Annotated in this window: 20 protein-coding genes; 3 read left to right on the plus strand and 17 right to left on the minus strand. The window is 39.7% G+C overall.

The genetic code is table 11. The features are described 5' to 3' along the window. Nucleotides 1-151: 151 nt before the first annotated feature. From PALPR_RS08255 to PALPR_RS08290, 8 genes are all read right to left on the minus strand, one after another. Nucleotides 152-1,213, minus strand: coding sequence for a TAXI family TRAP transporter solute-binding subunit (locus PALPR_RS08255; RefSeq protein ID WP_013445165.1), 1,062 nt, complete (start codon nucleotides 1,211-1,213; stop codon nucleotides 152-154). 21 nt (nucleotides 1,214-1,234) lie between these two features. Then, nucleotides 1,235-2,758 (minus strand): family 43 glycosylhydrolase, encoded by a 1,524-nt coding sequence (locus tag PALPR_RS08260; protein ID WP_013445166.1) that lies wholly within the window; start codon nucleotides 2,756-2,758, stop codon nucleotides 1,235-1,237. Nucleotides 2,759-2,780: 22 nt separating this feature from the next. Continuing rightward, nucleotides 2,781-4,349 (minus strand): carboxylesterase/lipase family protein, encoded by a 1,569-nt coding sequence (locus PALPR_RS08265; protein ID WP_013445167.1) that lies wholly within the window; start codon nucleotides 4,347-4,349, stop codon nucleotides 2,781-2,783. Nucleotides 4,350-4,592: 243 nt separating this feature from the next. Continuing rightward, nucleotides 4,593-6,287, minus strand: coding sequence for a glycoside hydrolase family 43 protein (locus tag PALPR_RS08270; protein ID WP_148226447.1), 1,695 nt, complete (start codon nucleotides 6,285-6,287; stop codon nucleotides 4,593-4,595). Between the two features lie 85 nt (nucleotides 6,288-6,372). Further along, nucleotides 6,373-8,853, minus strand: a complete 2,481-nt coding sequence (locus tag PALPR_RS08275) for a glycoside hydrolase family 95 protein (protein WP_013445169.1) — start codon at nucleotides 8,851-8,853, stop codon at nucleotides 6,373-6,375. A 100-nt stretch (nucleotides 8,854-8,953) separates the two neighbouring features. Next, nucleotides 8,954-10,252, minus strand: a complete 1,299-nt coding sequence (locus tag PALPR_RS08280) for a family 8 glycosyl hydrolase (protein ID WP_013445170.1) — start codon at nucleotides 10,250-10,252, stop codon at nucleotides 8,954-8,956. 19 nt (nucleotides 10,253-10,271) lie between these two features. Then, nucleotides 10,272-11,168, minus strand: a complete 897-nt coding sequence (locus tag PALPR_RS08285) for an alpha/beta hydrolase (protein WP_013445171.1) — start codon at nucleotides 11,166-11,168, stop codon at nucleotides 10,272-10,274. Nucleotides 11,169-11,198: 30 nt separating this feature from the next. Further along, nucleotides 11,199-13,217, minus strand: coding sequence for a glycoside hydrolase family 5 protein (locus PALPR_RS08290; RefSeq protein ID WP_013445172.1), 2,019 nt, complete (start codon nucleotides 13,215-13,217; stop codon nucleotides 11,199-11,201). A 456-nt stretch (nucleotides 13,218-13,673) separates the two neighbouring features. Between PALPR_RS08290 and pnp the strand changes: the two genes are divergently transcribed. Further along, on the plus strand, nucleotides 13,674-15,815 hold the full coding sequence (pnp, locus tag PALPR_RS08295) for a polyribonucleotide nucleotidyltransferase (protein ID WP_013445173.1): 2,142 nt from the start codon (nucleotides 13,674-13,676) through the stop codon (nucleotides 15,813-15,815). Nucleotides 15,816-15,936: 121 nt separating this feature from the next. Here pnp and PALPR_RS08300 read toward each other — a convergent pair whose 3' ends face one another. Further along, nucleotides 15,937-16,422, minus strand: a complete 486-nt coding sequence (locus PALPR_RS08300) for a hypothetical protein (RefSeq protein WP_041620343.1) — start codon at nucleotides 16,420-16,422, stop codon at nucleotides 15,937-15,939. A 225-nt stretch (nucleotides 16,423-16,647) separates the two neighbouring features. Between PALPR_RS08300 and dacB the strand changes: the two genes are divergently transcribed. Next, nucleotides 16,648-18,057, plus strand: a complete 1,410-nt coding sequence (gene dacB, locus PALPR_RS08305) for a D-alanyl-D-alanine carboxypeptidase/D-alanyl-D-alanine endopeptidase (RefSeq protein ID WP_041620827.1) — start codon at nucleotides 16,648-16,650, stop codon at nucleotides 18,055-18,057. A gap of 24 nt (nucleotides 18,058-18,081) precedes the next feature. After that, nucleotides 18,082-18,831: a biotin--[acetyl-CoA-carboxylase] ligase gene (locus tag PALPR_RS08310; protein WP_013445176.1), complete on the plus strand. Its 750-nt coding sequence runs from the start codon at nucleotides 18,082-18,084 to the stop codon at nucleotides 18,829-18,831. A 6-nt stretch (nucleotides 18,832-18,837) separates the two neighbouring features. Here PALPR_RS08310 and PALPR_RS08315 read toward each other — a convergent pair whose 3' ends face one another. From PALPR_RS08315 to PALPR_RS08350, 8 genes are all read right to left on the minus strand, one after another. Continuing rightward, nucleotides 18,838-19,056, minus strand: a complete 219-nt coding sequence (locus PALPR_RS08315) for a DUF4834 family protein (RefSeq protein ID WP_013445177.1) — start codon at nucleotides 19,054-19,056, stop codon at nucleotides 18,838-18,840. A gap of 12 nt (nucleotides 19,057-19,068) precedes the next feature. Next, nucleotides 19,069-20,016: a methylenetetrahydrofolate reductase [NAD(P)H] gene (metF, locus tag PALPR_RS08320; RefSeq protein WP_013445178.1), complete on the minus strand. Its 948-nt coding sequence runs from the start codon at nucleotides 20,014-20,016 to the stop codon at nucleotides 19,069-19,071. Between the two features lie 206 nt (nucleotides 20,017-20,222). Beyond that, complete coding sequence (locus tag PALPR_RS08325) at nucleotides 20,223-21,146, minus strand: oxidoreductase (RefSeq protein WP_013445179.1); 924 nt, start codon at nucleotides 21,144-21,146, stop codon at nucleotides 20,223-20,225. A 51-nt stretch (nucleotides 21,147-21,197) separates the two neighbouring features. Then, entirely contained in the window at nucleotides 21,198-21,830 is a 633-nt protein-coding gene (locus PALPR_RS08330; RefSeq protein ID WP_013445180.1) for a hypothetical protein, read from the minus strand. A gap of 139 nt (nucleotides 21,831-21,969) precedes the next feature. Next, the gene (locus PALPR_RS08335) at nucleotides 21,970-22,500 is read right to left on the minus strand and encodes a hypothetical protein (protein WP_013445181.1); all 531 of its coding nucleotides are present in this window, start codon (nucleotides 22,498-22,500) and stop codon (nucleotides 21,970-21,972) included. 2 nt (nucleotides 22,501-22,502) lie between these two features. Next, nucleotides 22,503-23,408 (minus strand): DUF4296 domain-containing protein, encoded by a 906-nt coding sequence (locus PALPR_RS08340; protein ID WP_013445182.1) that lies wholly within the window; start codon nucleotides 23,406-23,408, stop codon nucleotides 22,503-22,505. Beyond that, on the minus strand, nucleotides 23,389-23,997 hold the full coding sequence (locus PALPR_RS08345; RefSeq protein WP_013445183.1) for a lipoprotein signal peptidase: 609 nt from the start codon (nucleotides 23,995-23,997) through the stop codon (nucleotides 23,389-23,391). The genes PALPR_RS08340 and PALPR_RS08345 overlap by 20 nt, the downstream gene beginning before the upstream one ends. Before the next feature lie 142 nt (nucleotides 23,998-24,139). Further along, a complete protein-coding gene (locus PALPR_RS08350) occupies nucleotides 24,140-24,517 on the minus strand; it encodes a TraR/DksA family transcriptional regulator (protein WP_041620828.1) in 378 nt (125 codons plus the stop codon). Nucleotides 24,518-24,620 lie beyond the last annotated feature (103 nt).

Below are 24,620 nucleotides of genomic sequence, written 5' to 3' on the forward strand. Positions count from 1 at the left end.
ATTGAACTTTTTCAGGTTGACAATATATTTTGACTAAAGTTTATCACAAAGGTTTAACGTCCAAACGAACTTTGAACATTTTTTATGGGTCTATTTATCCTTCCGAAATTTTCAGTTTATCAAGGGTTCTAAAATAGAATGGATAAAATCTCTATTTCATATATCCGACTTCCCGGTAATATCTCTGTGCACCAGGATGAAGCGGCACCCCGAAATTTGTCCACACAGTCTTTGTATCATAAGTATAAATGCGGATAAACCACTTTAATGCACCGCGATTTTCATCAATCGCTTTTGCAATGTCGTATGCCGCCTGCTCCGGCGTATCATCGCGCGCAAAAACAGCTTCTCCCGATCGTCCAAGAGTTTTGAAACGACGATTGACCCCTTTGAGCAAACCGTAGTGCACCTCCACTATTTCAGCATCCACATTTTGCTGTGCAATCTGTTTCAATAAGTTTTCGGGCAGCTCTAAAAAATAAAAATCAAATTTCTGACTCAGGGTAGTCCACCAAGAAGATTCCGGATTGAGTGCCGGACTTGCAAGAAATCCAGCAACTATATCAAAATTTCCTTTTTTGGCTTCATCCAGCGTTACATCTGTTTTTCCACCCCAAGACTTGATATCGTCGGTAGAAATTCCATAATAATTCAGAATAGTACTCATAGCAGCATCGGCACCCACAATCCGAACAGGTAAATGTTGCTGTTTAATGTTGCTGAAATCTTTTATTCCGGTTTCTTTCCTTACAGCAATCAGATAATAAAAAGGGTCTTCGAGTTTTGCTATTAAACGAAGATTTTTATACCCTTCTTTACCCCCGGGGGTTCCACGATAGGCAGAACTCAGCATGGCGCTGGACGTTAAGCCAAAGTCAACACGCGCATTGACACGAACATTGACCCCATCTTCCAGATTTATCTCATCGAGTGGAGGTGGATAATCGTTGGTTGAAACCAGCCGAGGACCGTACGAACGGTTGCAATTGCGACAAATAATGACTGAATAGCCGTACGGTTTCATGGATTGCTGCACAAAATCACCCAACTCACCCCAGGGACAACCGGTATCGCATGCTCCTGCAATCACCGGACGTTTTACATCCCAACCTGTTTTTCCGACATCGATAGTTTCCTGAGCATGAATTAAGGTTGATGGCATAACAATCGTCAACCATAACAGAATCAGATATTGTAATTGCTTCTTTAGCATAATCTACAGATTAAATTTATTTCAATTAGAGACGGGAATGGCTACAGCGGCCGGTAGTGCCCCTGCGGCTTTTCCGAATACAGTAAATTCCAGAAGTCCCAGCGGTGATGCTTTTGGCCAGTTGGTAACAGTCAGGCGGACAAAACGACATTTGACCGGAGATATCTCATCAAAAATAGTATTTCGGGCGATGGTATTTCGAGATTGATCCAGTGCAGTCTCAAACGTTTTTCCATCGGTTGAAACTTCAATTTTGTACTGGTATATTTCTGCTGAAGGTTGTTGCGCTCCTTGAGCGGGTCTTCCGAACCCGCGTCGTCCGCCGTTGAACATTAACCGAACACCGTCAATGGTGAACATCTGCACCACATCGAAACGCGTAGCCGGCGATAATTCAATCAATAAAGATGGCAGAGAATCGGTCGCAGCAGGTTCCCACCAGGTACCGCTGGAATTATCTACAGCATAAGCAGCCTCGTGTCCGGGTTTTTCTGTCGAAAATTTAGACAAGGCATTCATTGCCAGGATTTTATTGATGATAACAGGAAGAGATTCGCTATTGCCTTTTGCAGGATCAGTTACGGTGCCCGGTGCCCATTGTGGTGTATCGGTAATTTTAACCGACATATTTCCTGCTTTGTCGAAAGTAATGCGATCCATACCAATGCGTCGTCCGCCGGGAGGATTGGAAAGAACGATGGTGTAGAACTGCCAAAGATTACCATCCGGGCCTTCAACAATACTGCCATGAGCCGTTCCGGTGACAAGTCCTTCCGTTTTGCGGAGCAAAGGATTATTTGGCGCATACGTAAAAGGCCCTAAAGGAGATTTTGCAGTATAATAACCTTCGGCATAGGTTTTCCACTGAGTACCCGATGCAGAATATTGCAGATAATAAGTTCCCTTGTGTTTTTGTAACCACGGTCCTTCAATCCATGCAACATCGGGATATTCGTTCATCTCCCCATATCGTTCCCATTCATGCTTGTTATTGAATCCGAAAAGATGTTTTACCGGACCGGCAAACCGACTGATATCGTTTGGATCGAGCGGTACGACATAAATTCCACTGACACCACGACCGGGATAATAGAGATAGGGTTTGTTGTCATCATCAATAAAAATATCTACATCAAAGGCTCCATTCCAACCACCTTTCACATCGGGAGTATTTTTCCAGTCGCCAATACTGGTAAACGGTCCTAGCGGATTATCGGCTTTGTACACCGGACAATCATTGCCGCACATGTAAAAGCTTCCGTTGAATTTGACCACATGCGGTGCAACCGGTACATTATCGATACGATGAAAAGTCCAGTTCAGCATATCATCCGAAACCCAAGCCCCGCCACCTGTGCAGTACATGTAGTACTTTCCATTTTCTTTAATGACTGTGACATCGCCTGAAGCATTGCCACCGGGCGCAGTTACCATCGGCAACGGATTGCAGTATCGGGGAGTTTTCCCAATTACCGGCGTTTGCCCGTACGAAAACGATGCAAACAATCCGGTAATAACTAAAATAACCAACGATTGGTATTTCATAATCTATCAGTTGATAAGTCGGTTACTTAGCCCAAGCAGCTCCTTCAGGAGTACGTCTCCATTCGAAGTACGAATCAAGCACTTTCAACGATTCGGCACTAGGTACAGGACCGGTGTGTGGAGTTTGTTGGAAGTACATCAATACAGGATTCGCATCACTGAATGATGGCCAATGTGGTAATCCGCTGCCATTAGGATCTCCGTATTTCGCGAAGTTTGTCCAATAAGTAGCCATTGCATCCGAAATTTCCAAATCGGTTTTGCTTGTCTGAGGATTGTTCGGATCAAGATGATTGAAAACATAAGCAACCTCCTGACCGTGAGGCGAGCCTGCACCTGCCCGTGGCGATCCTTCCGGATAATCCGGATGTTGATCGAAATAATAGTAGAAAACTTTGGATTTTCCTGTTTTAGCTTGTAAACGAGCCCAGCTCCATGTTTGCCATCCAAATGCTGCATCCCTGGCTAAATCACGAGCAGTTTTAGGGACTGTGGTTTCTCCAACCGGATACGCTTTTATCAATGCATCGGCAAATTTGCCATAGCGGGTTTTGACTCCGTTGATATAATCTTGTGGGGTTTTGGGAGGTGAAAAACTGGCACCTTCGTCGGAATTATATCCTACAAGAATAGCTACATCGTTGTATTTACCTGCTTCATATAGCTTGTGTTGATCGTCAGGGATAACATATCCATCTACAATAGGCCAGAACATACCTAAGCCGCGGGCAGCCGGTAATTTATCCGGAGCTATTTTACGCAATTCAGCAATTGAAGTTACACCTGCATTTTTCATGTAGGTAATTCCATCTATTTCTGCGTCTTTTAAACGTTTCATATTTTCACCCGGATAGGTTATCGTCTGTCTCGAAGGACCAAAAGAGCCACCACTTTCAGAAATAGCTCCTTTGAACAGGCCTTTTGCCTGAGGCGATGCGCACAACATACTAACTGCAATGCCACCAGCAGATTCACCAAAAATAGTCACTTTATCAGGATCACCACCGAATGCTGCAATGTTCTTTTTAATCCATTTCAAGCCGGCAATCATATCCAGCAATCCATAATTCCCTGAAACTTTATTCGGATTTTCAGCAGTCAGTTCAGAATGTGCAAAAAAACCAAGTTGTCCCACTCTGTAAGCAATGCTGACTAACACGACTCCTTTTTTAGCAAGTTTTTCACCACTGTACGGCCATTCGGATGTAGCTCCGGCACCAAAACCGCCACCATAAATCCACACAAACACAGGAACTTTTTCCTTAGCTGACTTTGCAGGAGTCCAAACATTGAGGTAGAGGCAATCTTCACTTTTTCCTGAAGGAGGGTTTCCTCCCTGAATGGGGCCGGGAGCAAATTTGATTGTTTGTTTCACACCCTGCCATTTTGAAGCAGGTTGAGGCGCTTTCCAACGAAGATCGCCAACCGGAGGTGCGGCGAAAGGAATACCCTTGTAAACAGTCAAGTCTCCTTCAATTGCACCCTGCACTAAACCTTCAGCTACTTTTACGGGAGCAGGTTGTTGAGCAACAGCAACTCCTACAAAAGAAAGCAAAAATAATACAGTCAAAAAACTTACTCTTTTCTTCATAATATTATAATTTTAATATTAAACATTCATTCAAAATAATACTCACACCAGCAGATTTCCTAGCAAAAATACATTAAGCGTTGAAATTCTACGAAAACTATTTATTGGGGATTAAAAATGTATGATAGATATTACCACAACAACATCTATCATTTTTCTCATTTAAACATCAATAAAACAACGAATTGACAGTAGCTAATCTAAGATTAGTTACTGTCAATCAAATCCATGTTTTAAATGTGATTATTCAGGTATTGCATTGTTTGCCGATGTGGCATACAATCCTATCATAGCTCCTGTAAAACCACCCGCAACGTCTGTAGATAAAATATCACCGGAAACAGTTCCTCCAAGATTAGTGAAGTCTGTTCCGTTTGCTGAATAACTGAATTCATAATTGTCGCCAGTTGCTTTCACCCTGAGTTGTACAGCGGTTTTCATGTCAATTTTAGTGCTGGCAACAATGGTTGATTTTCCTCTTGCTGTTCTTTCGAGCAGTAAATAGAAGTCCTTATCTTTCTTTGTAACTCCAAACACATAATTGAATCTTTCGCCCTGCACACAAGTAATTCCAGCCAAGTCTTTTTCTGTTTGAGGCTGATAAGAGAGCGTAGCCGTTGCAGTGAAACTAATGTGTTGCTGACGATAGAAAAGAGTTGAAGTTGGTTTTAGCTCCTTAATATTCGCTGCAAACGGATTGATAATTAAACCTTTTTTGGAAGTCACAATAAAATCTTCACGCGGACCTCTTAGTCCAATCCATCTGTAATCCAGTTTGGGAGCCAGGAAATCGTCGGTAAAAGTGAAGTTCCCATTTGGGAAAAATCCATCTTTTCCGGTTTTGTTTTCTACTCCTTTAGGCATTTTAAGTTTAGGTTCCATCGGAACTAAACCGTTTTCGAAAACAGGAAACTCTCCCGACCAGTCAACCGGTAGAATAAATGTTTCGCGACCCGTGTTTACCCGTTTCTTTTCGTTTGGACGCACAGCCAGAAATACTCCGTAATATTTTCCATCAGGCGTTTGAACCAAATCAGCATGACCAGCCCAATCTACCATATTGGTACGCTTTGGATTCAAATATCTTTGAGATAAAATTGGATTGCTTGGAGCTGGCTTAAACGGACCTTTGGGACTATCGCTCACAAAAATTACTTCACTGTGCCAATCTCCGGTTCCACCTTCCGCACACATCAAATAATAACGACCATTCTTTTTGTATAAATGAGGAGCTTCAATCCAGATAGGTTTCTTAGACAAATCAACGCCACCATCAACTATCGTTTGAGATGTTCCGGGAATAATCTGATCTTTTTCCACGTCATATTCCCATACTTTAATGACTCTGTGCCCGTTGTAAAGCTCTTTTCCCTTGTCAGGAGCATCATTGTGTACAATGTACGCCTTACCATTATCATCAAAGAAGATAGAAGGATCAATTCCATCAAAATTCAGTTTAATGGGGTCACTCCATCCTTTAAGCGGATCTTTTGATTTAACCATAATATTACCAAAACCACCAGCAAATTCTGTGGTAATCATGTAGAAGGTATCGTTATTGGGGTTATACAAAATTTGTGGTGCATAAACTCCTGCACTGATACCGCAATCGTGCACTTTCAGTTGCGAGACTCTATCGAGCACGTGACCTATTTGTGTCCAGTTCACCAAATCTTTAGAATGAAAGATGGGTACACCGGGGAACATCGCAAACGATGAACATACCAGATAATAATCATCTCCTTTACGCGTAATACTTGGATCAGGGTAACAGCCCTGTAAAATAGGGTTATAAAACTCATTCGCTTTCAACGGGTTGTTTTTGTAAACCTCATCTTCTCCCTGATAAACAAATTTGGAGAATAACGGAGCATTCTTTGCCACTTTCACTTTATTCGGTTTATCGGCTGCAAATGACATAACAGAAAATGATGTCATTAAAACTGTCATTAAAAACAATTGTACCCGGCTAAATCTCTTCAATTTTAAATTCGTTTCTTTCATTAATAAATATGTTATTGAATTACTTTATAATAAAGGTATAAGTTTTACCTGATTCTGTTGGAATATCATACAAGAAGGTTGGTTTAACAACCACTGTATTCAACTTCGCAGCTGAAGATATTATTGGTTCTTTTACCTTGACAATTTCAAAAAATGGATTTGGGTTTGTTCCTTTAGCAGTGTTCAGTTTCTTGCCTCCCGCTAACACCATTGCATTGGGTACACGAAGGCGGCAATTTCCACCAAAGTTCGATTTGATTATCACCTTTTGAGCTTTATTATCTTTCCAAATTATGCTCACCTCAAATCCTCCATAGGCTTTCAGACCGGTAATACTACCGTTTTTCCAATCATCAGGCAGAGCCGGTAATATATCAACTGATCCGTCATGACTTTGCAAAAGCATTTCGGTAATACCGGAGGTACAACCAAAGTTACCATCAATTTGGAAAGGTGGGTGCGCATCAAACATATTCGGATATGTTCCGCCACCGCCCATAGTAGAATTTCTACCCTGACCGGGTTCAACTAATGTAAGTTGATCTGATATCAATTTCTTTGCATGATTTCCATCAAGTAAACGTGCCCAGAAATTCACTTTCCAACCCATTGACCAACCGGTTGACACATCCCCTCTATACAGAAGCGAAGTTTTAGCTGCGTCAAATAATTGCGGAGTGGTATACGGAGTTATCTGATTACTAGGAAACAGTCCATACAAATGTGAAACGTGTCTGTTTTGATCTTTAGCATTATCCCAATCTTCCAGCCATTCCTGAAGTTGTCCTAAACGACCTATTTGCATAGGAGGTAAGCGATCAAGTATTTTTTGGAAATCGACCATCAGAGAAGCATCTTTTTTCAATAATTTTGCAGCTTTGATTGTTTTGGTGAATAAGTCGAAAAGAAGTTGATTATCGATGGTGCAACCTGCTACCAATGCACTTTTGTGACCTTGAGGTGTATTCTCCGGCGAAACTGAAGGAGACACCACTAACCATTTATGAGTAGGTTCTTCTATTAGAAAATCCTTATAAAATTCGCAAGCCGATTTTAAAACAGGATATACAGATTCCAGGTATTTGAGGTTTCCGTTGTAAAGATATTTTTCCCAAAGATGCTGAGAAAGCCAAGCTCCACCCATTGGCCACTGACCTGCATCGGCAAAATCAACAACACCGGTTATACGCCAAATATCTGTATTGTGGTGAGCCACCCAACCATTGCTACCATACATTACTTTGGCAGTTTCTTTACCTGACTGAGAAAGCTCCTTGATCATTTTAATCAGCGGCTCGTGCATTTCTGTAAGATTCGTTTTTTCGGCCGGCCAATAATTCATTTCTGTATTGATATTAATTGTGTATTTGCTATCCCACATTGGGTTATTGCTTCCGTTCCAGATGCCCTGTAAGTTGGAAGGCTGTCCATTGGGTTGCGACGAGCAAATCAGCAGATATCGACCAAATTGATAATACAGACTAACCAATTCGGGATCATAGCTTTTAGAGAAATTTTTAATTCGGTCTTTGGTGGTAGCTTTAGCAGCTTCCGAAGTTCCTAAATCAAAATTCACACGTTTGAAATATTTCTGATAAGTCGATATATGATTTTTCAGAATAGTATTAAACGGCTTTTTCTCTGCTACAGATAAATACTGAATACATTTTTGAGTTTCGTTAGCTGTCAGATTTTGGTAATCTACAAAATTTGTTGCTATAGAAACCATAATTATAACTTCATTGGCATTTTTCACCTTCAACGAGTCAGAAACAAAACTAACAGTTCCTCCATTGTTGATTACCTTTGCCCGAGCATCGAACTTCACCTGACCGATTACACCTTCGTGTGTACCCGACAATCCAGTCATTTCAAGTGTGTGGTTATCCAGTGCAACTGATGTTTTTTTGAGTTGGCTGTCAAAATTAGTCGTAAAAGTTAGTTTCCCGGGTTTACTTGCAGTTAACCTAACTACAATAACCTGATCAGGAATTGAAGCCAGAATTTCTCTTTTATAAATTACATCATCGACCTTATAAGAAACTGACGATAAAGCATTTTCGATATCAAGGTCTCTATAATAATCAGTAAATTTTTCAGCATTTGGAAAACTGATATTTAGGTTTCCTATGGATTGAAATTTGGAACCATGAAGTTGTTTGGCTGTGAGGAACTGATTGGAAAGTGTATTCGCACGTGTGTAATTTCCTTGAAATATATAAGTCCGAATAGAATCCAGCCCTTTCAATCCATCCGGATTGTCGTTTCTAGAAGGTCCACCAGACCAAAATGAGCTCTCATTTAACTGAAGTAATTCTTTGGATGGGTTTCCGTGTACCATCGCAGCAATTCTTCCATTCGCTATTGGCAATGCTTCATTCCAGTTCGCAGCTGGTTTATCATACCATAGCTTTAGTTTACCACCTTTTTGTGCGCTTGACTGAGCCAAAGGCAAAAGTGCAAACAGTGAGGTTAACAATACTACTTTTACTTTATTCATTTTATTATATTTGATTGTTGTAATTCAATGTGTTTTCTTAGTAAGCCAAAAAATCTGAGCTCCAATGAGAAGCTCAGATGTTCTTAGCATTTTATATTTTCTATCTTATGGCAACAGGCACTTTTGCCGGAGTAATAACCTGGTATTTTCCGCTTAAATGCATCAAGCTAAATAGATACAACAATCCATCATAATATGGATCGAAGTAACCATCTTCATAAGGTTGTAGTTTCTCATTCCACAATTTATGCACGTAGTCAAAATCCTTATGCATTAGGTTTGTTGATGTTGCAGTGGAAATCAATCCTATCGAATGTCTTAGTTTCTGAGTATTAGTTCCTGCTTTCAAAATAAATTCAGGCGTAGTACCATCCAGATTAAACTGATCAACAAAAGTATTCAAACCTTTCGATTTGAAGAATGTCTGAATTCGTTTAGCATAATCTTCCTGCCATGCTTTATCTTTTCCAAACCAGTTGTAATCCATAGCAATGTTCATTGGTACTCTCCATGAATCGTAACGGAAAGCAGACGGCATCCAGCGTGAAGTATGAGGAGCTCCGCTAAATTCGGTATAATCGGCATTTAATCCGGTAACAGAATTGCAGGCTCTGTGAAGGAATACGCGCGAAGTATCGGCGCATTCTTTATAAAATTGCTCATGACCATCCTTGGCATACATAGCCCACACTTCCATAAAGGCTGGTAAATGATATGAGGGATCTGTCCACTTGTAACTGGCACCTTCTGGTACAAAAGTGATTTGTTTGTGCTCCACATTAATCAGGTTGTAGATGTTGCCTGTTCCATCTTTTTTCCACATAGCATCCAGTATTCTGCGAGCCTCACCGTAATAATTAATACCAGTATTGTTGCCCCAACGATTAGATGCAAACAACAAACTGGTAATATAATAAAGCTCACCATCAGTTGCCGAACCCGGTGAATTCTGTCTCTGTTTTGCAGGATCATAGCTCCATGCAAAATAAGCCTCACGAGGACCACTCTGATGTTGCAGGTATTTTTTAGACCAACGCCATATACGGTCAAAAACATCTTTTTTGTTTAGCTGTACCGCCACCATCATTCCATACGAAAGACCTTCGGTACGCGCATCATGATTCTTTATATCTGAAACGTAACCCATTGAATCGCCGACTTCAAAATAAATTTTATTCGGTCCTTCGAAAAGGTCACGATACACTTGATCCACTTTTTGATCGATGTCCTTTTTACTGTATCCCGCTTCTGCAAAAACATTACGGTATTTTCCAGTATAAAAAGCTGCAGACTTATTTTTGTCTTGTTTGCCCGACTTATTTTTATTGGCAGCTTGTGGGCTGACAACAGTCAAAGATAGCCCTAATACCAATAAACTGATTTTCAAATTTAGATTCATTATTTTTATTATTAGTTATTTATTGAATTATCTTTGATTGTTTCATCCACTCCAACAACGGAGTCATCCAGCCTTTGCGTCCGAAAATAAATCCGTGTCCTCCCTTAGGATATACATGCAGTTCAACTGATACTTTATGGCGACGCAATACTTCAAAGTAGTTGATACTGTTATCCACATCCACCACATTATCATCGGCTGCATGGGTAATGTATGCCGGCGGAGTATTATCTTTCACCTGAAGTTCGTTCGAAAACAAATCAACCAGCTGCTGAGAAGGCTGATCTCCCAAAAGCTGTTTCCTCGAATCGCGATGCGTCAGACTCTGCTGCATAGTAATAACCGGATAAACAACCACCTGGAAATCGGGGCGCAAACTTGTAGCTTTTGGGTTATCAATCAATGCTTTCTCAAAATGTGTCGCTGCGGAAGAAGCTAAATGCCCTCCAGCAGAAAAACCCATAATGCCAATTTTAGATGGATCTACATTCCATTTGACTGAATTTTCGCGTACAAGTTTAATGGCTTGTTGAACATCTTGCAACGGACCTGTAGATTTATCGGTCATAATGGCATCACTCGGCAAGCGGTACTTAAGTACAAAAGCAGCTATACCATTCTTAGCTAATTCTTTAGCATTAGATACTCCTTCGCCCTGATACACCACCACACTATAACCACCACCGGGACAAATTACTACTGCTGCTCCGGTTTCTTTGCCTTTCTCGGGCAGATAAATTTCCAATGTAGGGTTTGTGACATTTCGATACATGCCACCACCAAAACTTTCTTTATAATCGGCAGGCACAACTTTGGAATTCGGGATTGTTGTGCTGTAAAGCGAAATAACTTCCTGTGCTTTTAAAGTACAATTTACAAAAAGCATCAATGCAATAATAGTCTTTATTGATTTCATTATTTATTAGAATTTAAGAGTTTACGAGCTTTACCTATAAATCAACACTTTTTCGTGACCTATAATATAAACACCATTTAAAAGATTCTTTTGAGCATCACCACGCCTAATTTGTTTCTTTAGTAACTTTCCGGTTACAGAAAAAACATCTACAATATCATCCTCACTTTTAATTATAGGAATTTCTAAACCGGTAGTTTCTTGGCTTGCATCAGATCTATTTGTCAGATATACATTATCAATAATGTAGTCACCACCTCCTGACCAAAATCTGACAGCAGTAATATGATTGGGTGAAATCTTAATTCCAGTTTCAGTTACCAGATTATTCAAATCAATGATAAGTTCATTCTTTCCTTCCCATTTATACCCTATGGACTCTGTAGATCCATCTTTAATTACTATATTGCTCCCCCATGGATAATTATATGAACCAAATTTGAACACCAAATACTTATATCCTGAAAGATCTATACCATTTGGAAAACTCCAGCCTGCCTGTCCCCATTGTGTCAAATGGAGTGTGTGCGAGTTATTATCAAAAGTATTGGCACCAAACATAGTCAGATTCATTGCTTCTGATTGCAACAAAAAGTAATTTGATTTTACAGAAATCTCTTTCTGAAAGCCGCCATAACTAACAGTAAGGGTTGCCAAGCCCTCCTTAAGCGCTGAGATTCGACCCGCAGACCCGATTGCTACCAATGGATTGCTACTTTGATAATTAGCTTTTGAACTAACAAAATCAATTCGTCCATCTGCATACGTTGCTCTTACCAAAATATAAGCATTGCTCCCTGCCGATATTTGAATTGTTTGATTATTTACTATCGGTTTTAGCATGCCATCAAAAATCTCAAGATTCGTCACAGTGCTAACGGGAGGGTTAGCATAGTCTTTAAACCAATGATATGTTTGCCAGGGACATGCTTCCGGATCGTTCAAAAAATTATACGGCGCACCAGCGGCAGGTGCTTCATCCTTAAATTCAGCAAGCTTAGCGGCATCAGTAAAAACGAGCCAGCTTACATTCCCTGAATTATCCGTAATATACTTAAAATTGGCTCCAAAACCTCCTCCTCCAACAACTCCTGTAGTACTTTTTCCCCATGACGAGTTGTAAACTTCCGGAGCCCAATCCATTTCGGTAACCATTATTGGCGAAACATCAGCAATTGGCTTAATTGCGCTGTCCCATTCACTTTGAAACGCTTTATATCCTGCTGAACTACCAAACCAGCCCGGGTAAAGATGGATGGCGTATCCCAGGTTATCACCGACTATAGGATATTTAAGATAACCTGAATACGATTGCTGCCAACATAAGCCGGGAATCCAAAGAATGTTATTTGATCCGTTATTTCTGATCGCGTCAACAATTACTTGCATATACTTTTGCAGATTGGCAAATTTAGCATCACCGTTTGAGCCATAAGCTCCATCAGTTCCCAGTATGTCAATTGGTTCATTCCCTAATTCAAACATAATATTCGGGTGATTTTTTAATTTGGGGTGGTTACTTACAATTTTCCAGACTTTTATCAGGTATTGGTTGTATACATCTCCTACCTGAATTTTATCCGGAAAAACTCCCGGAGGACGCATAACCACATACAATCCCTTAGATACACAGTATTCTGCCATAGGGACAAAAACCTCATCAAGATATTTTGTAAAACGAGTTTCATCAAAACACTCTTCTCCCTCATATCTCCCCTGACAGCCCGGAGTATTACTCCAATAAGGATCCATATGTAAACGTATAAAGTTCACTTTCCAACCCGCCGATAGCATTTTATCTATCAACCCTTTATTATACGTCAAACATCCATTGACATCATAATTGCTCCAATATTTTCCTACCTCATTAAAGAAAGGCGAATATGTCTGAGCAAAACCATGCAAAATCACTGTATTACCATTAGGATCCTTAAGGTTTCTGCCTTCTACATGCAATTGAGGTAGCATTGTATTACTCCACACAAAAGTTAAGAAAGGCTGAAATAGCAGAAAAAAAAGAAGAAATGTTATTGAATGAATCTTTTTCATTTAAATATTTGTTCTGGGCAAGTTGTGATTTTAGCAATATTACATTTTTATGAGTTTTTAGAAAAATCTTACAACCATACAATTAATGTCCGTCCCCAATTTTCGTTCATTAAAGTAAAGCAGGCAAAAAACATACTAATCAATCAATTACAGACAACTAATTCACTTCTATATCTTGCTATTGACAAATGGAAATAATCAGATTCATGATTAACCTTATACAAACTCAATATTGACGCTAAAGTACAAAAACATCCCAAATTAGCAATGTAATTTGAGATGTTTCGTAATCTAAATTTTGCATGAGTACAAAAAAACAAATTTGAAATTTTCTATCGTACAAATAGCTATAAGAACATCGCTAATAAAATTAACGACGGCTAAAGCTCATTCTGCAAAAAATATCGTAACTTTGCGCGCGAAATTTAGAAGTTTAAAAAGAAAAAATGTAATTTTATGAATGTAGTTACAAAAACTATCACATTGGGTGATGGTCGTACCATTTCTATTGAAACAGGAAAATTGGCCAAACAAGCCGATGGATCTGTTATGGTTCGTATGGGTGACACCATGCTGTTGGCTACCGTTTGTTCGGCACAAGATGCTGTTCCGGGAACCGATTTTATGCCACTTTCGGTTGATTATAAAGAAAAATATGCTGCCTTTGGTCGCTTTCCGGGAGGTTTCCTGAAACGTGAAGGTCGTGCATCCGATTACGAAATTTTAGTGTCTCGCCTTGTTGACCGCGCGTTGCGCCCTTTGTTTCCTGATGATTTTCATGCTGAGACTTTTGTAAACGTAATGCTTGTATCGTCTGATGGCGAAGATATGCCTGATGCATTGGCCGGTTTGGCTGCTTCAGCTGCTTTGGCTGTATCGGATGTTCCTTTTAACGGACCAATCTCTGAAGTACGTGTTGCGCGTATCGACGGACAATTTGTTATAAATCCTACTTTTGCTCAATTGGCAACTGCCGATTTAGAAATCATGGTAGCTGCAACTATCGACAACATTATGATGGTTGAAGGCGAAATGAAAGAAGTAAGTGAAGAAGTTTTGTTGGAAGCAATGAAAGTGGCTCACGAAGCGATCAAAGTTCATTGCCAGGTGCAGTTAGAGCTAATGGAAGCTGTAGGTAAAACCGTAAAACGTGTTTATTGCCACGAAGAAAACGACGAAGATCTGAAAAAAGATATTTGGGCTAAAACGTATGACAAGGTGTATGCTGTGGCTGCTTCGTGCAATACCGACAAACACTCACGCGTTGACAATTTCAAAGCTATCAAAGATGAATATATTGCTGCATTGGAGCCAGAAGTAGCTACTGAGAAAAAGGGTCTGATTGGTAAATACTATCACGAAGTAGAAAAAGAAGCTATGCGTCGTTCTATTTTGGATGAAGGCAAACGCTTGGATGGTCGTAAAACAACTGAAATTCGTCCTATCTGGTCGGAAGTTGATTACCTTCCGGGAGCTCACGGTTCTGCCGTATTTACCCGTGGTGAAACTCAGTCGTTGACTACTGTTACCTTAGGAACAAAAATGGATGAGAAATTGGTTGATGATGCTTTGTTCAAAGGTAAAGAACGTTTCTTGTTGCACTATAACTTCCCTCCATTCTCTACCGGTGAAGCAAAAGCTTCTCGTGGTGTTGGTCGTCGCGAAGTAGGTCATGGTAACCTGGCGCTACGTGCATTGAAAAACATGATTCCTGAAAACTATCCTTACGTAGTACGTGTGGTTTCTGATATTTTGGAATCAAACGGATCTTCTTCAATGGCAACGGTTTGTGCCGGAACATTGGCGTTGATGGATGCAGGTGTACAAATCAAGAAACCGGTTTCGGGTATTGCCATGGGATTGATTTCTGAAAATAAAGGTAAGAACTTTGCTGTTCTTTCGGACATCTTGGGTGATGAAGATCACTTAGGCGATATGGACTTCAAGGTAACCGGAACTAAAGATGGTATCACTGCTACACAAATGGATATCAAAGTTGATGGACTTTCGTACGAAATTCTGGAAACAGCTTTGAACCAGGCTAAAGCAGGACGTATGCACATTCTAGGCAAAATCCAGGAAACATTGGAAGCTCCACGTGAAGATATGAAACCGAATGCTCCACGTATTATTGTCATGATGATACCTAAAGAGATGATTGGCGCAGTAATTGGACCTGGAGGAAAAATTATTCAAAACATGCAGGTTGAAACAGGTGCTGTAATCACTATCGAAGAAGTTGGTGACCAAGGTCGTGTAGAAATTGCGGCTAACAATAAAGCTGCTATCGATGCTGCTATTGCTAAAATCAAAGGAATTGTTGCGATCCCTGAAATTGGCGAAACTTATCCTTCTAAAGTAAAATCGGTAATGCCTTATGGTGCATTTGTTGAATTTATGCCGGGTAAAGAAGGTTTGTTGCACATTTCCGAAATCGACTGGAAACGCATCGAAACCATGGATCAAGCCGGAATTAAAGAAGGCGATATGATTGATGTGAAACTGTTGGAAATTGACCAAAAGACCGGTAAATTCAAACTTTCACGCAAAGCGTTGTTGCCACGTCCTCCACGTGAAGACAAACCAAAAGCGGAATAAAACCCCTAAATCCCCTAAAGGAGACTAAAGAAAGAGCTGCAATCCGAAAGGGTTGCAGCTCTTTTTGTCACAGAGATATAGAAAAGCTAACTGATCACTATTGATTGATCACTGTTAACTGTCAGTCGTTGTATTTTTGTTCCGTTTTTAGTATCGCAATAAAGAGAGCCCAGGAATTTGCTCTTTTAGTCTTATTCTGAGCACGCAAAGTTATTGAACCTGCATTTTGAATAAGCGCAGGATATCCATCCGCAAAATAATAGTTACCACTGCTGCTGGAATTTAGTACCAAATCATTTACTACCGATGACATAACATCCGAAGTAAGATTAACAGAAAAAATAGAGTCAGTTCCTATATAGCAGTTTAACTTTCGGTAGTGACTTAGCTTGCTGCCCACTTTTTCATCCACAAAACATATCTGACCTGTTGTTCCATTAAATGATTTGATATCATAACTCGTAAACACTTCGGTTTCGGCATTGCTTAAAGATGTTATCGACACGCCTTTAAAAGTCAGCGGAGAAGTAAGAAAATCCGTATTGGTGGCACATGAAGATAACAAGAGAAGGGAGACAACTATTAAGAAGAAAAATGTGTTTTTCATATAAAATATAAGGAGATAGAGGTTCAGTATTTTCTGAAGGATTATACTTTCATTAGCTTTAGGGCTACAAATATAGCAAAATGAATAACACATTACTCTATCCCTAATCGAAATAATTGATTGAAAAAGATAAGTTTCATGGCTGCCATTGCATTTTTTCTTACTTTTGTAAGGTATTGGAGTTCGCATATCACTCTATTCTTCCAACACATTAAATATCCGAAAATGAAACTCAAATTTTGTCTGTTATCCTTTCTGTTGTGCCATTTGCTAAGCTTTGCAGCCAATCCGATGGAAAATTTCATCAATAATCCTCTGATGAAAAATGCCAACATAAGCCTGATCGTAAAAGACCTGACATCTGACAAAACCATCTGCGAATACAGATCGAACAATGTAACCATCCCAGCCTCAACCATGAAATTGGTAACAACGGCAACTGCATTGGAACTACTCGGGCCTTCATTTTGCTTCCAAACCAAGCTTGAAATTGACGGAACTTTAAGCCACGATGGAACATTAAACGGGAATTTATATATTCGTGGCGGAGGCGACCCGACATTGGGATCTGAAAAAATGGGCGATGCTGATTTTCTAAAAAAATGGGTGGAAGCTGTAAAGGAATGCGGCATTAAGAAAATCAACGGACAAATAGTGGCTGACGGAACTATCTTTGATGACGAAGGAGTGAACCCCAAATGGACATGGGAAGATATAGGAAACTATTATGCTGCAGGAGCATACGGCATTTCGTATATGGACAATACCTTCAAACTGGTATTGAAATCAGGAAATACAGGAACGGTGCCCGAAATTTTGCGAACAGAGCCAACACTACCATCTCTGTTGTTCGAAAACCACTTAAAATCGACCGAAATCAACTCGGACAGTGCCTACTTCTACGGTGCACCGAAATCGAATCATCGGGTTATTCGTGGCGAGATTCCTGCTGACAGACAAGAATTTGTAATCAAGGGTGACATTCCTAATCCAAGCATATTGCTGGCCGAGCACTTTCAGGAAAAACTTAAACAGAGTGGTATTTTCGTAAGTGAGTTGCCTTCCGATATTGTCAAAAACACAATTGAACGCAAAGTTATATACGTACATAACTCACCAACACTTGCCGAAATAATCAAAGAAACGAACGTGCATAGCAACAATGGTTATGCCGAGGAAATTTTCCGGTATCTGGCATTGAAAAGCAACAAAGTAGCAACTTCAAACGGTGCAATCAGAGAGATAAGAACCTATTGGAAAGAAAAAGGATTAAACACAAATCAGCTTTTTATGTACGATGGTTGCGGCTTATCACCATTGGATGCTGTTTCAGCTAATTTCTTTGTGGAATTACTGACCTACATGAAAACAAAGAGCCTCTATAAAGATGCGTTCTTTAATTCTCTACCGATATCAGGTAAAAGTGGCACACTGACTAATTTCCTTGCAAAAACATCGCTGCAAGGAAAAGTATATGCAAAAAGCGGCACCATAGGCGGGGTTAAATGCTATGCCGGGTATATTGAGAAAAATAATAAAACCTTTGTCTTCTCTATCCTTGTAAATCATTTCAACGGAACATCGAAAGCCGCAACGAAAAAAATAGAAGAGCTGCTTTTACAAATAACGCAATAATAGCAATTCGCCGATATAGAATCCATGAAAACACCAGTTGAAAATACCACGAGCGTATTAAAAAGCTATTATTGTAAAGAAACCCACTCCACCAATGCGCTGCTATGGGAAATGTCACGGTTAAGCACTTTAGAAGAAGGTTTCATTGTTCGGACAGATTTTCAGACAGCCGGCAAAGGGCAAATTGGAAATTCGTGGGAATCGGAAGCCGGTAAGAATCTACTTTTCAGTATGATTCTTTATCCTCTACGAGTATCGGTTGAAAATCAGTTCTTGCTTTCCCAGATAGTAAGTCTGGGCATAAAAAAAGCATTAGACGAATACACTGATGGAATTACCATAAAATGGCCGAATGACATATACTGGAATGAAAAAAAGCTGGTTGGAATTCTGATAGAAAATTCTCTTCAGGGGAATAAAATTAAGTCGGCTGTGATAGGGATTGGTTTAAATGTAAACCAAAAAACGTTTGTAAGCAACGCCCCAAATCCGGTTTCGTTACTCCAAATAACCGGAAAACGTCAGAACAGAAAAGCGTTGCTTGATAAAATCCACCGCAATATCATGGAGTTATATGCCGAATTAAACCTGTCGGAAATTCGCACATCTTATGCAGAAGCATTATATCGCAAGGATGGTTTTCATACTTACAGTACGGAAACAGAAACTTTTCAGGCCAGAATAATATCTGTACACTCCGATGGGCAGCTTGAATTGGAAACTAAGCTTGGAGAAAGAAAAGGATTTTACTTTAAAGAAGTAAGATTCCAATAGAACCTGCTACTTTATCTCTTCGTAATCAACGTACTCACCTTCATTCTTATCAAATATCTTTGATTTTGCCGAAGGCTGCTGATAAGTTTCGGAAGCTGAATTTTGCGTTTTATCAGCGCGTCTTCCAAAGCTGAAAATAGAGCGTATAAATCCCAGTACTGTAGTAATAAGTATTAGCCCGATTACCAGTACAAAAACTATTATAAATAAAAGAAAACCTAACATCGGAATATATATTTAGAATACATCTTTAGCCACTCGTTTCACACTCTGAGTAGCCATCATACTATAAAAATGAATACTTGGCACACCCTGCGCTATTAAATCTTTGGCTTGCTTTGCGCACCACTCCACTCCTACTTCAACAGCTTCTGCATCGGTCTTGCACTTTCTCAACTCGGCAGCAAACTCTTCCGGAATATCGGTATGAAATATCTTTGGCAAAACAGTCAGCTGATTCATCAGCGTTATAGGTTTTATGCCCGGGATAATGGGTACATTTATTCCATTAGCCTTACATTTCTCAACAAAATCATAATACTTTTGATTATCGAAGAACATTTGAGTTACCAGATATTCAGCACCTGCATCTACCTTCTTTTTAGCATAAAACAAGTCTGAATCCAAATTTGGAGCTTCTTCATGTTTTTCAGGATAACAAGCCATTCCGTAAGAAAAAGGAACAATAGGCGATTTCATTTTAGAGCCATCAAGGAATGAGCCCTGATTAAAATTATTCACCTGAACCTGAAGTTCAGTAGCATTCTTATGACCCGTTGGGGAAAAATCACGTTCATGTTTGCCCTTGTCTCCTCTGAGCAAAAGCAAATCTGTTATTCCAAGAAATTGTAGATCGATAAGTGCATATTCAGTTTCCTCACGTGTAAATCCACTGCATATAATATGCGGTACAACGGCAATTTTATATTTGTTCTGAATAGCTGCTGCAATTGCCACAGTGCCCGGGCGATGACGCTCAGCAACCTGTTCGAAAAGTCCCTGTGCATTTTCTTTAAAAACCAATTCACTACGGTGCGTTGTGATATTAATGTATTTTGGGTCAAATTCGCGTAAAGCATCGATGGTTCTATACACACTTTCGATACCATTTCCTTTCAAAGGAGGCAGCAATTCAAACGAGAAAGCCGTTGTTTTGGCACTTTTAATCTTTTCTACAACACTCATGTACAATTTGATAATGGCAGTTGAAAATTGAAGATCTATCAGACAATTGACAACCTATATTTATAAATTTGACTGCAAAAATACTAATTTTTTCCCGAAATGAGAGTCATGCTCTCGCAAATGTTAACCTATTCTATCGAAATATAGGATAACTTTAGAAACTATGAGCAATATCAATCTTGAGGTTTGGGAACAACCGATAGAGGCTAATTATAAATCACTCCGGTCAGTTTTTCAGAAGCTTCCCACAGCTTTGCGGCACTTTCTCTATCCAGCGAAGCAGCGTTCGAACGAACAAGAACAGGATAACCTTTAGTTTCATACTTCCCATCAGGCCCAAAGAAATCACTTCCTTTCGCCTCCGGATCGACAGACGCACGTAACTCCGGAAGAACTCCCATAGATGCAGGCTGGGTTAAGCGCTTAAAAACAGGGCGTATCAATTTCATAACCCATTTAGGCGCAATGTGTACAAAAAGATTGGTGTCAGAAACACCCGGATGCGCAACCAATGCCTTGCAATCAATATTGTTTTTTTCAAAATAACGCTGCAATTCATAGGTAAAAAGCAAATTAGCCAACTTCGACTGTCCGTATGCTTTCAATGGAGTATATCCTTTCCCTCCGACGTAAAGTAAATTTGCAAAGTCTATTTTGCCTTGTTTATGAGCCAGACTACTTACATTCACGACTCTGGAGCCCGGCGTTTTCCGGAGAAATTCCAACAACAAACCGGTCAATGCAAAATGACCTAGATGATTCGTTCCTAGCTGTTGCTCAAATCCGTCCAGTGTCATTCCATAAGGAACCATCATAATGCCGGCATTGTTGAGCAAAACATCCAATCTAACAAAGTTCTTTTTAAATTTTGCAGCAAAACTATATATCGACTGAATACTGGATAAATCAAGCTCCATAACTGTAATTTGAGCATTCGGAAAAAATCTGATTATTTCCTTTTTAGCCTTTTCACCTCTATCCAGCGAACGGCAAGCTATGATAACATCCGCGTTTTTTGAAACAAAAGCCTTAACGGCTTCAAATCCCAATCCACTGTTACCGCCTGTAACAATTATTGTTTTGCCTGATAAATCAGGCATATTTGATACAATCCATTTTTGACTTGCCATATTTTAATCTATCTACTTGTTTAGGACATACAAAAAACGTCTCGGTGTATTTCAAAATTCAACAAAATAAGCCACAACTCCCAAAGCGATAAGAACAACACCGGTTATTCTTTTTGCATGATGCTCCAGAAAGCTCAGATTTAATTTATTCACTCCATTCAGTCCAAAATAAACCAAAGCAGACATGAAAAGCAAAGTCATGATCAGATAAACCGCTGACACCGTAAAAATTCCTGCCCAACCAAAGTTGGCTGCCTGAAAATAGTAAACTTCAATTTCTACACAAGGCGTCAAAAACATGGCCAAACTCAACGAAGAAATAATCGCAGTTCTTGATTTTCGGCTTTTTAGTTTTTCATCATCCAAATCGAAATGATGGTGGTGATGTCCTGAGCGAAAATCCAGAATCAAATACACGATACCTATCACCAACAGGATGGTGGGCGCAACTATACTTGTGATGGAGCTGTATTTTTCAAATAGTTTTATGCCCACAAATCCTACAACAATACCAATAACAATGGTGCTTATCATGTGCGAGAGCCCGGTAATCAAAGTTGCATTAATAGCCTGTCTGTTAGTCCATTTTTCCGTCTTCGAAATAGCAATAATTGGAATCCAATGGTGAGGAATCAATGCGTGAATCAGGCTAAGGAGTAAACTACCAAGAAATATTTGCCACATTGTTAATGTTGTTTTATTGTTGAAAAATACATCTCCGAAAGAACTCACTATGCCCTTTAGCCAGTTATAACGGATGATTAATTGAGACTCTGTAATAACACAGTTGATTGACTTTTGTTTCGGTTACAATTCAGAAATACTAAAATTCCTGTATTTTTGTAGAAACTGTAAGAGTCTTATTCACTAAGTCAGTATGCTCCCAAAGAAGCAATTTTGTTTGACGACCCTGGGTTAGTTGCGCTTCATATCCGAGCAACAAAGCCGGATAAAAAACACATCCGGCTATTACGTCGAACACCGGAATTAACGAACACTGTTGAGCTATTTCAGCAAGTTTCCGATTAATTTCTTTCAGCGTCAAGCCTCCAAAATCGAGAATTATTGGGTTTGCATGATCAATAATTTTCTCCGAAAAGTTATCTTCAGAAGCATCAATATAGCAATAATCTGCGGTTAGTTCTGCTATTTTTTCACTCGACACATGCTGCTTCAGCGACACCATTTCGGCAGAAATAATACCATCGTAAAACAAGGTATGGGCAGACTCTACCGAGGATTCATCCAAGCTGAAAATACGGCTTACAACATTACGTTCATCTTTTTCTACAGCTGTTCTTCGGAGGATGTTGCCGGGCGAACAAAAAGTCAGTTGGCTACCAATGCAGACCATGATTACTGAGGTAATATCTTGTGATTGGGTCGAATGACTCTGCGTCCAGGCAAAGGCTGAGCAGGATTGCCATTCACTTCATAATTTTTAGGGTCCGCTTTTTCAACCATTCTCCGCAGACTGTCCTGCAGAACATAATCAAACTCACGGGTCAGACTTATACTATCCACAAAAGCATTCAATTTCCCTTTGTAAGCAGTGCTACTCAACAATTCACCAGAAACGGATTTGATTTTGTATTTTCTTATCGCCGGGAAGCGGAAAGTATAGCGGCGGAGAATGCTATCGTGATAAGCCATTTTGGAAACACTGTCTGTCTTACCATTCCAATAGTTTATCCGTAAAACAATCCGTTGTCTCACACTCGAATCTTCCGGTGCAATACATTGCAAGAACTTCAACACGTATACATCTTTATACATAAATCCCTGAGTGGGAATCAGAAAAGCCAAATGCGTTCTGGCAGAATCCTTCGTGAGTACGTATTTTGTACGTTGATTCCACACATTGTTTTTGATAATTCTATACGACATAGTATCTACAGGATGATACTTGCCGTTTTTTATTTCTTTTTGGAAATCAGTCAGTTCTTCAACTACATTAGCGTATACCAGCGTGAAATTTTTCGGGTGTTTGGTATACCACACCAACGATGAATCAAACTCGGCCTGAGTGATACCGTATTTCTTCAGAATGTATTTGTAATAAGGAGCTTTTTTGGAATATAAACCATAACTCAGGCCTTTTTCCGACAAAACTGCTTCTGCTTTGTGCATGTCCACCAACACCTTGGTCATATCAGACTTATTCAGCACGCCTTTTGGTCGGCCTTCGCAAGCTGATAAAAGCAATATGAATCCAAGAAACCAGACTACACGTGTGTAAAATCTATTCGATTGGTTCAACATTCTTATCTTTTTTGGATTCAAGACTTTCATTGAGTTCTTTGCGATAAAACAACAAAATGACAACTACAGCAACACTGATAGCCGAATCGGCAATATTAAATATAGGACTGAAAAAGAGGGTTTGACCTTCCGCGCTGCGAATCAACGGAAAATAAAGCATATCCACCACTTTGCCATAAAACATGGGTGCATATCCACCTCCATCGGGTAGAAACGAAGCTACGCTAGCAAAGCTGCTTTCGCTAAATAGAACCCCGTAAAACAGACAATCGATAATGTTACCGGCAGCTCCGGCCAATACCAGCGAAACGGTAAGAATAAAGCCTGTTTTGAAGTTTTTCCGAATCAGATTACGAATATAGAAAGCCAACAACACCACTGCAACTATACGGAAAAGCGTCAGAAACAGTTTGCTGAGAATTTCCATTCCAAATGCCATTCCGTTATTTTCGATGAAATAAATCTGGAACCAGCTGAAAATATCAACATGGTCGCCAATGGTGAAGTGCAATTTGACATAGATTTTAGCCGCCTGATCTATAAACAAAACCAGAAATATCAGTAAAATTGACTTTTTAGTGATTGACATTGAGAGATATCATTATTAATTAATATTCAACCCGGGATAATCTATGAAAGTACACCTGACGGCAACATTCCCGGGTTTTAAAAAACACAAATTCGACAACAGGCAATTGCCCCGTTGCCGAATTTCGTTATGTTTCAACTTCTTATTTTTTATCGTTTTTAGCTTCGATGCTCAGTGTAGCATGAGGCACGGCACGCAAGCGTTCTTTAGGAATCAATTTTCCGGTTTCCCGACAAATTCCGTAAGTTTTGTTTTCGATACGAATTAAAGCCGATTGTAAATGTTGTATAAACTTCATTTGGCGTTGAGCCAATCGTCCTGATTCTTCTTTCGAAAGTGTAGCAGCACCTTCTTCCAGTACTTTAAAAGTGGGAGAAGTATCCATTACATCGTTCCCATCCAAATTGGTAATGCCATTGCGCAATGCTTCATATTCCAGTTGCGCTTTTTCGAGCTTTTCGGTGATCAGCGTCCGAAATTCATCCAATTCAGCATCTGTGTATCTAGTCTTCTCAGCCATATTCATATATTTTAAAAAAGGTTTTGAAATTCTCTTTGTAAAAGCCAGTTAGACTGCTTTTTTAATTGCCTGCGAAAATAGGAAATAAGTTTCAGTTTGCCAA

The sequence above is a fragment of the Paludibacter propionicigenes WB4 genome, from assembly GCF_000183135.1.
In the GTDB taxonomy this organism is placed as follows: domain Bacteria; phylum Bacteroidota; class Bacteroidia; order Bacteroidales; family Paludibacteraceae; genus Paludibacter; species Paludibacter propionicigenes.